The 13,085-nt window shown below is 61.8% G+C and carries 9 protein-coding genes; 4 read left to right on the forward strand and 5 right to left on the reverse strand.

Annotated elements, in window-relative coordinates; translation table 11 throughout:
• Positions 1-21: 21 nt before the first annotated feature.
• The 3 genes from ABNU55_RS10935 to ABNU55_RS10945 all read left to right on the forward strand — a co-directional run bounded on the left by ABNU55_RS10935 (position 22) and on the right by ABNU55_RS10945 (position 3,759).
• On the forward strand, positions 22-1,656 hold the full coding sequence (locus tag ABNU55_RS10935; RefSeq protein WP_290748848.1) for a BCCT family transporter: 1,635 nt from the start codon (positions 22-24) through the stop codon (positions 1,654-1,656).
• Between the two features lie 100 nt (positions 1,657-1,756).
• A complete protein-coding gene (locus tag ABNU55_RS10940; protein WP_290748851.1) occupies positions 1,757-2,026 on the forward strand; it encodes a DUF4212 domain-containing protein in 270 nt (89 codons plus the stop codon).
• A gap of 2 nt (positions 2,027-2,028) precedes the next feature.
• Positions 2,029-3,759: a sodium:solute symporter family protein gene (locus ABNU55_RS10945; protein WP_348764359.1), complete on the forward strand. Its 1,731-nt coding sequence runs from the start codon at positions 2,029-2,031 to the stop codon at positions 3,757-3,759.
• 100 nt (positions 3,760-3,859) lie between these two features.
• On the opposite strand, the gene ABNU55_RS10950 is transcribed toward ABNU55_RS10945, so the two are convergent.
• The 3 genes from ABNU55_RS10950 to ABNU55_RS10960 all read right to left on the reverse strand — a co-directional run bounded on the left by ABNU55_RS10950 (position 3,860) and on the right by ABNU55_RS10960 (position 7,422).
• Positions 3,860-4,654 carry an enoyl-CoA hydratase-related protein gene (locus tag ABNU55_RS10950; RefSeq protein ID WP_290754429.1) on the reverse strand — a complete coding sequence of 265 codons (795 nt, stop codon included), beginning with the start codon at positions 4,652-4,654 and terminating at the stop codon, positions 3,860-3,862.
• Between the two features lie 95 nt (positions 4,655-4,749).
• The gene (locus ABNU55_RS10955; protein WP_290754428.1) at positions 4,750-5,976 is read right to left on the reverse strand and encodes a GGDEF domain-containing protein; all 1,227 of its coding nucleotides are present in this window, start codon (positions 5,974-5,976) and stop codon (positions 4,750-4,752) included.
• Positions 5,977-6,087: 111 nt separating this feature from the next.
• Positions 6,088-7,422 carry a cytochrome P450 gene (locus tag ABNU55_RS10960; RefSeq protein ID WP_290754427.1) on the reverse strand — a complete coding sequence of 445 codons (1,335 nt, stop codon included), beginning with the start codon at positions 7,420-7,422 and terminating at the stop codon, positions 6,088-6,090.
• Positions 7,423-7,605: 183 nt separating this feature from the next.
• Here ABNU55_RS10960 and ABNU55_RS10965 point away from each other — a divergent pair, with 183 nt between their 5' ends.
• The gene (locus tag ABNU55_RS10965; RefSeq protein WP_290754426.1) at positions 7,606-9,219 is read left to right on the forward strand and encodes an alpha-glucosidase family protein; all 1,614 of its coding nucleotides are present in this window, start codon (positions 7,606-7,608) and stop codon (positions 9,217-9,219) included.
• 4 nt (positions 9,220-9,223) lie between these two features.
• On the opposite strand, the gene ABNU55_RS10970 is transcribed toward ABNU55_RS10965, so the two are convergent.
• Positions 9,224-12,343 (reverse strand): efflux RND transporter permease subunit, encoded by a 3,120-nt coding sequence (locus ABNU55_RS10970; RefSeq protein WP_290754425.1) that lies wholly within the window; start codon positions 12,341-12,343, stop codon positions 9,224-9,226.
• On the reverse strand, positions 12,340-13,083 hold the full coding sequence (locus tag ABNU55_RS10975; RefSeq protein WP_290754424.1) for an efflux RND transporter periplasmic adaptor subunit: 744 nt from the start codon (positions 13,081-13,083) through the stop codon (positions 12,340-12,342). Before ABNU55_RS10975 ends, ABNU55_RS10970 begins: the two co-directional genes overlap by 4 nt.
• Positions 13,084-13,085: the final 2 nt, after the last annotated feature.

The raw sequence follows: 13,085 nt of genomic DNA on the forward strand, positions 1-13,085 counted from the left end.
GCTGGATGGGAGATTTCGAAGATGAGCGAGCCCGAGGTAGAGGCTGACATAGATGCTGAGTTGCCGGCCGAGTACACGACCGATTACGAGGTGGGCCAGGACAATGTCGAAATGCTGGGACTCGACATCCACAATCCCGTCTTCTTCCTCAGCGCCGGCCTTGTCATCGTCTTCGCCGTCGTATCGCTCATCTTCCCGCAAGCCACCGGTTTCGGCCTCGAGTCCTCGCGGACCTGGACGCTGGAAACCTTTGACTGGCTGTTCGCGCTCACGCCGCCCCTTATCCTTCTTTTCTGCATCGGGCTTGCCCTCTCTCCCCTCGGCCGCATCCGGCTAGGCGGCGCTGAGGCGAGGCCCGAATTCAGCATCCCCTCCTGGATTGCCATGCTGTTTGCCGCCGGCGTCGGTATCGGCTTCATGTTCTATGGCGCAGCTGAGCCTCTGGCCTATTACAGCGACTGGTTCGGCACACCTTTCGATGTCGAAGGCGGCACTGAAGAGGCCCGCCGCCTGGCTTTCAGCGCGACCCTGTTTCACTGGGGCATTGCGCCATGGGGCGTTTATGCCGTTGTCGGCCTGGCCCTTGGTTTCTTCGCTTATAACAAGGGCTTGCCGCTCACCATCCGCTCGGCCTTCTATCCGATCCTGGGCGACCGCGTCTGGGGCTGGTGGGGCCATGTCATCGACACGTTCGCCGTCATCTCCACCGTCTTCGGCCTTGCCACCACAATCGGCATCGGTGCCGCCCAGGCCAGCAGCGGGATCGGTTTTCTCACCGGCATGCAGATCAGTGTCGGCCTTCAGACCACGCTGATCGCAGCCATTACCGGCCTTGCGGTTCTGTCCGTCCTGCGGGGCCTCGATGGCGGCGTGAAGCTGCTCTCCGACATCAACATGACCATCGCGCTTATCCTGATGGTCTTCGTGCTGATCGCCGGCCCGACACTCGCCATCCTGGCGGGGCTGGGCGACAATTTCCTCGCCTATGTCCAGGATACGCCGAAGCTCACCAACTGGTTCGGCCGCGAGGACACCGCCTGGTTCCATGACTGGACCATCTTCTACTGGGCCTGGTGGATTTCCTGGTCGCCCTTTGTCGGCATGTTCATCGCCCGCATTTCCAAGGGCCGCACCGTGCGCGAGTACTTTTCCGTGGTCCTGCTCGCACCTGTCGCCATCTGCGTGATCTGGTTCACCACATTTGGCGAAACCGCGATCCAGCAATACGAATCCGGTCAGGGTGAGCTCGCCAATGGTATGGAAACCGCCGCGCTGACGCTCTTCCATATGCTCGACAGCCTGCCTTTCTCCATCGTCACTTCCTGCGTCGCCATTTTCCTGCTTGTGGTCTTCATCGTGACCTCGGCCGACTCAGGCGCGCTTGTGATCGACAGCATTACCTCTGGCGGCAAGACCGATGCGCCGGTGCCCCAGCGGGTCTTCTGGGCCTGCATGCTGGGCGTCACCGCGTCCATGCTGCTCTATGGCGGCGGGCGCGACACCCTCGATTCCCTGCAGGCCGGCACGATCACCGCGGCCTTGCCCTTCACCTCCATCCTTCTGGTGAGTTGTATCAGCCTGTTCCTCGGCATGCGCCATGAGCACAGGGTCATGAAAGGGCTTGAGCTCGACCCGGACGCGCCTCCGGCGCAATAGCGCCCACACCGCCTGATCCTCCAGCGCAGCCTTGTCCGATCAAGGATTGCGTCCGCGCCGATATGACGGCAGGCTGCCTTTAAAAAGGCTGGAGGAAACATTGGACGAAGCTGACCGCGCTGCCCTCAGGCGCGCCTACTGGAATGCGACCCGGCGCCTGACCGTCGCGCTCCTGATCATCTGGTTTTCCGTCTCCTATGGGGCCGGAATCCTGTTTCGCGACTTTCTGGACCAGTGGTCCGTGGGCGGCGCCCCGCTCGGCTTCTGGTTTGCCCAGCAGGGGGCGATCTACGTCTTCGTTGTGCTCATCTTCGTCTATTGCTTCGCCATGCGGCGGATCGAGAAGGCGTTCGGCGTACGGGGAGGCTGATCATGGATCCGTGGACCCTCTTCTTCGTCGTCACCACCTTCTCGCTCTATATCGGCATCGCCATCTGGGCGCGGGCCGGATCGACCGATGACTTCTATGTCGCCGGCCATGATGTCCACCCGACCGTCAATGGCATGGCGACGGCGGCCGACTGGATGTCGGCGGCGAGTTTTCTTTCCATGGCCGGCCTCATCGCCTTCATGGGCTATGGCGGCTCTGTCTATCTCATGGGCTGGACCGGCGGCTATGTCCTGCTCGCGCTTCTTCTCGCCCCCTATCTGCGGGAGTTCGGCAAGTTCACTGTCCCGGACTTTGTCGGCGACCGCTATTATTCGACGACCGCCCGCGTCATCGCCGTCATCTGCGCGCTGTTTGTCTCCTTCACCTATATCGCCGGACAGATGAAAGGTGTTGGCGTCGCCTTTTCGGGCTTCCTCGGCGTGCCTTTTGAGTGGGGCATCATCATCGGCATGGTGATCGTCTTCTTCTATGCCGTGCTCGGCGGCATGAAGGGCGTCACCTATACGCAGGTCGCGCAGTACTGCGTGCTGATCTTCGCCTTCACCGTGCCCGCCATCTTCATGTCTCTGATCATCACCGGCAATCCGGTCCCGCAGCTCGGTTTCATCGGTGAGGCGAAAGGCGAAGGCATTTCCATGCTCGAAAAGCTCAATGGCGTCGTCACCGATCTCGGCTTTCTGGAATATACCGAGACGGACAAGTCGATGATGGACGTGTTCTGCATCACCGCTGCGCTGATGTTCGGCACGGCGGGTCTGCCGCACGTCATCATCCGCTTCTTCACGGTGAAGAGCGCCGATGCCGCCCGCGTCTCGGCTGGCTGGGCGCTTATCTTCATCGCGATCCTTTACACCACCGCGCCCGCCGTCGGCGCCTTCGCCCGGATCAACTTCATCGATACGGTGAATGAGGCGACCTATATCGCCGACGAGGAAGATTATGACGCCCGCGCCGCAGAGATTGAGGCCGCAGGCGGAAAGCCCGTGCCCGAATGGTATAAGGACTGGGAGCCGACCGGCCTTGTCGCCTTCGAGGACAAAAATGGTGACGGCATCATGCAATATCGCGGGCTGGACGCGCCCGATGGGCTCGCCAATGAAGTCACGCCCAATAATGACATCTTCGTTCTCGCCAATCCGCAGATTGCCGATCTGCCCGCCTGGGTGATCGGACTTGTCGTCGCCGGCGGGCTGGCGGCGGCGCTCTCAACGGCGGCCGGTCTTCTCATGGTGATTTCGTCTGCCGTCAGCCACGATCTCTGCCGGCGCACCATCTTCAAATCCATGGATGACAGGACAGAGCTTCGGGTCGCGCGCGGTGCGGCGGCGGGCGCCGTGCTGGCCGCCGGTCTGCTTGGCATCTTCTCCAACAGCCTCGGTTTCGTCGCCCAGGTGGTGGCCTTTGCATTCGGCCTCGCCGCTGCGTCTCTCTTCCCGGTGATCTTCCTCGGCATCTTCTGGACGCGCATGAACAAGCAGGGCGCCATCGCAGCCATGTTGACGGGGCTGGTCACGACATTTGGCTATATCTACTGGTTCAAATTCGTCGATACAGACCCGGCCCACTGGTTGTTCGGCGTCTCACCGGAAGGGATCGGTTTCGTCTTCATGTGGCTGGCAACGGCGGTGGGCGTGGTCACAGCGCTCGCCACAAGGCCGCCGCCCAGGGACATTGTGGAACTGGTCCAGAAAATCCGAATGCCGGTCTCCTGACCTGCTGAACGGCACATCATGCCAGTCCCAAAGACAAAGCCCCCGCATCACCGGATGCGGGGGCTTTCTTCTGTTAGGGGCGGGGGCCCGATGGTCTGACTTATTTGCCTTTCCAGACCGGGGCGCGTTTCTCCAGGAAGGCGCGCGGACCCTCCTTGGCGTCCTCGCTGGAGAAGACGATGCCGGAGGCTTCGTTCGACGCCTTCCAGAGATCGCTCTCGGTGCCGTCATAGGCCTGACGGGCGACTTCCAGGCTCTTGCGCACCGCCAGCGGGGCGTTCACCCCGATCTGTTGTGCCAGCGCCTCGGCTTCGCCCAGAACCTGGTCGGACGGAACCAGCCGGTTGATCAGGCCCAGCTGATAGAGACGGTCGGCCGGCAGCGGGTCGCCGGTCGCGACGATCTCCAGCGCGATATTGCGGGGCAGGGCGCGCGGCAGGCGGAACACCCCGCCTGCACCGGCAAAGATACCGCGTTTCACCTCTGGCAGGCCAAAGCGCGAATTGTCGGCGGCGACGATCATGTCGCAGGCCAGCGGAAGCTCACACCCGCCCGCCAGCGCATTGCCGCGAACGGCGGCGATCCATGGCTTGGTGCGCGGATATTTCACGAAGCCCGCAAAGCCGCCTTCCTTGGTCGAAAGCGCGCCGGCATTGCCCTTTGAGATCTCCGAAAGGTCTGCGCCTGCGCAGAAGGTCGATTCCAGCGAGGAGGTCAGGATACAGGCGCGCACATCGTCGTCGCGCTCTGTTTCTTCGCAAATCCAGCCGAGCGCCGAGGCGACGGCGCCATTGACGGCATTGCGCTTGTCGGGACGGTTCAGCGTGACCACGGCAACATGGTTGCTGACTTCGTATTTGACTTCGTTGCCAACGCTTTCTGGTTTCTGCGACATGATTTCCTCCAGGGTTGTGATGGCACTGGAGAGAGCATCTTGGCCGGGGCCGGACAAGTCTCACGTCGGGGCAGGCCGAAATGTCTTTATGTCTGTCAGGAGGCCAGCCTTGCAGGCCTGTCGGAAAGGGCCATTGCGTCGATCCGCTGGCGCTTGACCGGGCGCCCGCGATCCCTTGGCGCGCTGGCCACCACCACCTTGTCGCGGCCGCTGGATTTTGCCGCATAGAGCGCGGCGTCGGCCACCGGATAAATGTCCTCGAACAGGTCGTCGCGGCCAAGTTCGGCGATGCCAAAGCTCGCGGTGACCGTGATATCGTTTGGCAGTCCGGGGACATTCAGCTCGCTGAGACGTTTCCTGAGGCGTTCGCTGAGGGTGCGCGCGCCGTCCAGATCCGTGCCTGGAAGCACCAGGCAGAACTCTTCGCCGCCCATGCGTCCGCACATGTCGCTGGTCCGTGTCTGGCGGCAGAGAAGGTCGCCAACCGCGCGGATGACGGCGTCGCCGGCAGCGTGGCCGTATTTGTCATTGATCAGCTTGAAATAATCGAGGTCGATGAGCACCACGCTGGCGGCATAGTCACCGGAGCGGACCTCGCAGTAATGGCTGGCAGCCGTCTCGAAAGCGCGGCGGCTTTTAAGACCGGTGAGGAAGTCGTTGTCCGCATGGTCGCGAAGCGCGTCCAGCCGCTCCATGACACAGACCGATATCAGCGCGCCGCCCATGGACAGGATGGACAGGATGCTGAGCAGGTTCATCACATACCAGTAGGCGGACTGAAAGTAGGTGGCATCGCCGACCGTCCTGCCGAACAGCGTCGTTGGCGAGACAAGCATGAGATTGAGGATGCAGAGGGCCAGGGCGCATAGAACTGCGGTGCCCGTCCACGACTTCTTCCAGATCGTACGCAGCGTCCAGGCCGACACGATCAGCATGCCGCCATGGATCATGTTGATGGTGATGATCCGGACGGCAAGACCGAACTCGTTCAGCTGGATGATGCCCGCCAGAACCACGCTCAAAATCCCAATTGCGGCAAGGGCCTCATGCGGGGTTCTGCGGTCGAATGAGCGATGCAGGCCGTCGCTGAGAAAATAGAGGCCGAGGGCGTAGCAGCTATTGTGAAAGACGGCGTTTGCCATCGTTTCTTTGGCCAGGACAAAATGGTTCAGGAAAAACCCGAGCGCGCACATTGTGAAGGCGGCCGCAAAGAGCGGGGCGGCCCGATCCTCGCGGTTATAGTACCAGAAGCACGCGAATATCGCGCACATGCCAATCGAAATGGCAGGCACAGCAAAGCCTATCGCGATGGCTTGGTCCAAAACTCCCCTCCCAGCCCGCTACAAGTTTCAAAATTTATCTGACGGTTCAAAATCAATAATTAACAGGAAAAGTGAAATCCCCCATTCCCGCCATTTTTTTGCGGTCTGGCGTCAGGTTTTAGGCCCAGGATCGACATCGAGCCGCGAGATCGCGTGCACGAAATTGTTTGGCGCGATATCGATATTTCCGGTCCACTCAATGTCCGGAAAGCGTGCCAGTATCTGGCGATAGGCCGCTTCCAGCTGCATGTTGGCGACGCGCTGTCCAAGGCAGACATGCGGGCCAAGGCCGAAGGCGAGATGCTCTTTCGCATTGGTGCGGGCGATGTCGAAACGGTCCGGCTCGGCGAAGACACACGGGTCCCGGTTCGCCGCGCCATAATACATGACGACTTTCTCGCCCTCGGCGATTTTCTGCCCATTGATCTCAGCGTCCTGCGTCGCGGTCCGGCGCATATAGATGACGGGAGAGACCATGCGGATCGCCTCGTGCACCATGTTGGAAATGCGCGAAGGGTCTTCGATAAGCTTCTGTTTCTCTTCTGGAAACTCGGTCAACAGCTTCATCGTCCCGGAAAGGGAATTGCGCGTCGTGTCATTGCCGGCAAAGACGATAAGCAGCCAGGAGCCGTCCAGCATCTCGTCCGACAGCAGCTCACCATCCACCTCGGCATTGGCGATGGCGGACAACAGGTCAGGCTTGGGGTCGGCGCGCCGCGCCTTCAGGACCGTCTTGCCATATTCGAACATCTCCAGGACGTTCTCGACAAACGCGCCGAAGAATTGCGGATCGATGGCCTCCCCCTTGCGCATCGTGTCGGCCGAAACCTCAAGATAGTGCATCCATTTGATGAGCTTGGGCCTGTCGGCCTCAGCGACGCCCAGAATCTCGCACAGTGTGAAAAGCGGCAGTTCGGCCGAGAAGCTCTCGACCATGTCGATTGGTCCACCCGTGTCTCTCGCCTTGGCTTCCATCGCATCGAGAAGCGCCGTCACCTTGGCGTCCACACGCTCACGCAGATTGGCGACATAGGCGGGCGTGAAGAAAGGCATGTGCTCGCGCCGGAGTGGAAAGTGGTAAGGCTGGTCGAGATTGATCATCGCGTCCAGCGAGGCGCGGTGGAGCAGGGGGTGCCTCGCATCGGCGTGGCCGTAATTCATCAGGATACCGCCCTTCTGCGAAGAGAAGGTCTTGGTATCGAGTTCGACCGCGCGAATATCCTGGTATTTCGTCAGCGCCCAGAAACCGGCGCCCTCTTCCTCATCGTGCCAGCAGACAGGGGCGGCCTCACGCATCTTCGCGAAGGCGCCGAAAGGCTGACCCTTTGTGAAGAGATCGAGATCGGTGAGGTCGGCGGCGGGCGGCGACGTATAGTGGAGGTCGTATTTGTGACCGCGGCGCAGGTCGGCTTCTTCCTGGGCGGTTTCACTGACATTGGCGAGCATGGCGTTTCCCTCATTTCTATTGTTTTCGCGATGGTCTCAGACTTACGCGGCCGCGAAAAGCCTGACGCTAGGGTCAGGGCCTCGAAAAACACCGCCCATGCACCGTGGGTGCACCGTCCATACACTGGACAGAAGGCCCTTCAGGCTGAAACTATCCGGTCTGAAAGTAGAGGACCCAGCCCGATGTCATGCCCCTCCAGTCCCTGGTGGAAAGGCGCCACGATCTATCAGATCTATCCGCGCAGTTTTCTCGACAGCAATGGCGACGGAATCGGCGACCTGAACGGCATCCGCAGGAAGCTGGATCATGTCGCCTCGCTCAATGTCGACGCCATCTGGCTCTCGCCCTTCTTCACTTCGCCGATGAAGGATTTCGGCTACGACGTCGCTGACTATTGCGGCGTCGACCCGATGTTCGGCACCCTCGAAGATTTCGACACCCTGGTCGAAGAAGCCCATGCACGCGGGCTCAGACTGATCATAGACCAGGTCTATTCGCACACTTCAGACGCCCATGACTGGTTTCGCCAGAGCCGGGAAAGCAGGACCGGCCCAAAGGCGGACTGGTATGTCTGGGCCGACCCGAAGCCTGACGGATCGCCGCCCAATAACTGGCAATCGGTCTTTGGCGGGCCATCCTGGGAGTGGGACGGCCGGCGCCAGCAATACTATTTCCACAATTTCCTCGTCTCCCAGCCCGACCTGAATGTCCGTAACCCCGAAGTGCAGGACGCCCTTCTGGACGCGGCGCGTTTCTGGCTGGAACGCGGTGTCGACGGCTTCCGCCTCGACGCGATCAATTTCGCCATTCACGACGCGCAGCTGAGAGACAATCCGCCCTCCGGTCTCGACATCAGCAAGGTCACGCGCCCCTTCGACATGCAGCGTCACCTCTACAACATGTCCCAGCCGGAGATTCCGGCCTTCCTAGAGCGCGTGCGGGCTTTGCTGAATGAATATGAGGCGAGCTTCTCTGTTGCCGAAGTTGTGGGCGCCAACCCCATCGGTGAGATGAAGGCTTTTACGGAGGGCGAGACCCGGCTCCATTCCGCCTATAATTTCGACTTCCTCTATGCCGAAAGGCTGACGCCGGAGCGGGTGCGCCGTTCGCTGGAACAGTGGAGCGGAGCGGACGGGGAGGGGTGGCCAAGCTGGGCTTTCTCCAATCATGATGCGCCGCGGGCCGTTTCACGCTGGGCAAGTCCTGCCTACAGAAAACAGGCGGCGGACATGCTGCTGCTCCTGCTTCTGGCGCTGCGCGGCAACGCCTTTCTCTATCAGGGCGAAGAGCTTGGCCTGCCGCAGGGCGAGGTCGCGTTCGAACATCTGATGGACCCGGAAGCGATTGCGAACTGGCCGCGAACCCTCGGCCGGGACGGGGCGCGCACGCCCTTCCCATGGCAGTCTTCAGAGCCGAATGCAGGCTTTTCGACGGGCGAGCCCTGGCTGCCAGTCGACCCGGCCCAGCAGGCCCTTGCCGCCGATACGCAGGACGGTGCAGAAGGCTCGACCCTGGAACTGACACGGGCATTGACCGCTATCCGCAAAGCCTCGCCAGCCCTGCGAGGCGGCACCATGGAATTTCTCCCCGCGCCGGCGGGCGTGCTGGCATTCCATCGCGCGCTGGAGGCGGAGCGGTGGCTCTGTGTGTTCAATCTTTTAGGGACGCCGGTGGACCTGCCCGGGGCGCTGAGACCGCAGGGCGAAGTGGTCGCGAGCGCGGAGGGCCTCAGCCCAGCTGGCTCGGGGCTTCCTGAAAAGCTCGGCGCCTGGAGCGGCTTCTGGGCGCGGGTCTGACGGCTTACTCCGCCGGACGCTGGCTGCTCTTCCTGGTCGCTTCTTCCAGCTCTTCCTCAAGCGCGCGGGTTTCAGCCGTGCGAGCCTTTGAGAACTGGGCAACGCCAAGATAGATGACGGGCGTCAGGAAGAGGGTGAACACACCCGTCAGGCCAAGCCCGCCAAAGACAACCCAGCCGATGGAATTGCGCGCCTCCGCGCCCGCACCGCTCGACAGGATCAGGGGCAGGGCGCCCAGAACCGTTGAGATAAGTGTCATCGCGATAGGCCGCATCCGGATAGTGGCAGCTTCATACACAGCGTCGCGCACGCTGCGCCCCTCGCCGCGCAACTGATCTGCGAATTCAACAAGCAGAATACCGTTCTTCGCCATCAGGCCGATCAGCATGACAAGGCCGATCTGCGAATAGATATTCAGCGAAACGCCCGTCAGGAAGAGCGCGAAGACGGCTGCCGCCAGGGCGAATGGCACGCTCAGAATGATGACGATCGGGCTTGTCAGGCTTTCGAACTGGGCGACAAGGACCAGGAGGACGATCACGAAGGCAAAGCCATAGGTGATCATCATGTCGCGATTGCTTTCCTGCAGCGTCTGCGCCTCGCCCTGAAGCAGCATGTTGATGCCAGGCGGCAGGATCTCGTCTGATAGCCGTTCCATCTCCGCAATCGCATCTGCGAGCGGCAGGCCGGGCCGTGTGTCCATCTCGACTTCGATGGCGCGGCGCTGTTCTGTGCGGTCCAGTTCGGCGGCGACGCCTTCCTCCGTTATGGTCGTCAGCGTCGAGATCGGGATGAGTTCACCGGAATTTGACCGCACATAGAGGTTCCGGAGATCACCCGGATCGCGGATCGTGCCGGTCTCGGATTCCAGTATGATCGGAATGGCCTGATCGTTCACATTGAGGTCGATGAGATCATCGCCGTCGACCATCGCCCGCAGCGTGATCGACAATTCCTCAAGCGGCACGCCGAGATCGGCGGCCCTTCGCCTGTCGACCTGGATCGATAGCTGCGGTTGGGTCGGCTGGTAGGAAATTTCTGGATTGGACAGGATTGAGCTGTCCTCGATGGCGTTCGAAAGCTCCCGCGCGACAGCATAGATTTCACCATAGTCGCTGCCGGTGAGTGCGACCTGCAAGCCGCCGCCGCGTCCGCCGCCGCGCGTCTGCAGGCTGGAGCGGCCGAAGACGGACACCCGGGCGCCCGGAATTTCCGACATCGGCCCCTGAAGCTCGGCGATAATCTCTTCCTGGCTCTTGTCACGCTCTTCCCAGGGCGCCAGCCAGGCGGTGACGCCAACGCGGTTGGGGTCATATCTGCCGACGATTGTGAAGAGCGATTCAATCGTCCCATCCTCCACATAGGGGGCCAGAATCTCTTCAATTTCATCGGCTTCCTGATCCATATAGGAGAGGCCAACGCCATCGGGCCCGGTCGCGAACACTTCGACCACGCCGCGGTCCTCGGGCGGCACCAGTTCCTTGCCGAGCGAGAAATAGAGCATACCTGCGCTGCCGGCTGCGAGGAGGCAGACCAGCGCAACCACGATCGGGTGACCAAGACAGACATTCAGGGCGCGACCGTACGCATTGGCGACCGTGCGGCCACGTTTCTCAAGCCAGCTATCCTTCCGGTCCTCCGGATCGCGCGGGATGAAACGGAATTTGGACGCGATTGCCGGGGCGACGGTCAGCGCGACAAAGGATGAGATGAGAACGGCAATGGATAGGACGAAGCCGAATTCGCGGAAGAGGCGCCCGGTTGTGGATGGCAGGAAGGAGATGGGCACAAAGACCGCGACCAGTACGGCTGTCGTGGCGATAACGGCGAAGAAGACCTGTTGGGTGCCCAGCACAGCTGCCGCACGCCGCCGGATGCCTTCGCCCTGACGCCTCTGGATGTTTTCGAGAACCACAATCGCGTCATCGACGATGAGGCCGGTCGCCAGCACCAGCGCCAGAAGGGTCAATAGATTGATGGAGAAGCCGAGCACCCAAATGCCGGCCACCGTGCCGATGAGAGAGACGGGAATGGCGACGGCGGGAATGATGGTGGCCTTGAGCGAGCCAAGGAACAGCCAGATCGTAATCACCACGATGAGCACCGTGATGGCGAGACTGGTCAGGACTTCCTCAACCGATTTTTCGATAAAGACCGCTTCGTCCGAGGTGACCCGCAGCTCGATATCGTCGAACCGCTGGTTCAGCTGGTCGACCTTGTCCTTTGCTGCCTGCGAAATCTGGATCGTGTTGGACTGCGCCTGCCGCACAATGCCAAGGCCGATGATCGGCTCGCCGTTCAGCCGCAGGAAATTGTCGGCATCCGCAGGGCCAAGGACCGCTTCGGCCACATCGCCGATCTGCGTGTTGCCCCGGATATAGATGCTCTTGATGAGCTCAGGCGTGGCCGCCGTGGCCTCTGCGCGCACGATCAGCTCCTGCGCGTCGGAGCGGAAACTGCCCACTGGCACATCGAAAGGCGCCTGACGCAGGGCGTCGGCCACATCGGCAATGGTCAGGCCAAACCGGTTGAGGCGCAGCGGATCGACAAGCACCCGCATCTGGCGGATCCGCGTGCCAAATTCCTGCACCGTGGCGACGCCATTGATAGCGAGAAATTCCGGCGTGATGTCGTTCTCGATGATGCGGGTGAGCTCTTCCTCGCTGTAGGCATCGCTGATGATGGCGAGGGTGAGAATGGCCTGGCCCTGATCATTGGCCTTGGTCACGAAGAGGTTCTCAACCCGGTCGGGCAGGTCCCGCGTGACCCGGCTGACCGCCTCGCGGACATCGGAGGCGGCGGTATCGAGATCGACGCCGGGATTGAATTCGACCTGTATGCGGGAGCTGTTCTCCTCGCTGGATGAGCGGATTTCCCGCACGCCGGAAACGGTCGCGATGCCGCCCTCCAGAATGCTTGTGACCTCGGCATCCATCGTCTCCGGCGCGGCGCCGGGCAGCGAGGCGCGGACAGAGACCACGGGCCGGTCCACATCCGGCAGCTCGCGCACCTCGACGCCGAGAATGGCGGCAAGGCCCGCGATGACAATGAGAAGATTGAGCACCGCCGCCATAAGCGGGCGGCGGACTGCAAGGCCGGGAAGACCGTCGCCGCTCGGCGTCATGGCTGTGCCGCCGCCGTTCCGCCCGGCGTGCCCGGTGTCGCGCCGCTGGCCACAGGCGCGGCATTGCCACTGCGGGCAGGCAGTTCGATCGGGGCGCCCTGGCGGACTTTCTGGACGCCTTCTTCCACGATCCAGCTGCCTTCGGGCAGGTCGCCCTTGACCAGGACGCGACCTTCCTTGCGGCTCACAATGGTGACGCCGACGCGCCGGGCCTCTCCATCTCTCACGGCCCACACAAAGGCGCCGTCGCCGCCCCAGACGATGGATTCTTCGGGGACGGCGGGATAGGACGAGCCGGGCAGGTCGAAGCCGATCCGGAAGCTCATGCCGGGGCGAAGCTCGTCATTCTCATTGTCGATGGCGGTGCGCACCGTATAGGCGCGCGTCGTCGCATCGATGGAGCTGTCGAGGGTCAGCACTTCAGCCTCATAGGTACTGTCAGGGTCAGAAAACGGCTCGACCTGGAAGACATCGCCTTGCTCGATCTTGCCGAAAGTCTGCTCAGGTACTGGAAAATCGACGAAAAGGACCTCGCGGTCGTCAAGGCGGGTAATGATCGTATCGGGGCCGATGCGTGCGCCGGGGTCGATATCGGTAAGGCCGACATGCCCGCTGAAGGGCGCGCGAATGGTGCGGTCCGCCAGTGCGTCGCGGGCAATATCGAGATCGATTTCAGCGGCATCGATAGCGGCCTGCGCCCGGTCGACTTCATTGCCAGCGATGACACCGGGAGTCGACACCT

Source organism: uncultured Henriciella sp. (genome assembly GCF_964005855.1).
Taxonomy (GTDB): Bacteria; Pseudomonadota; Alphaproteobacteria; order Caulobacterales; family Hyphomonadaceae; genus Henriciella.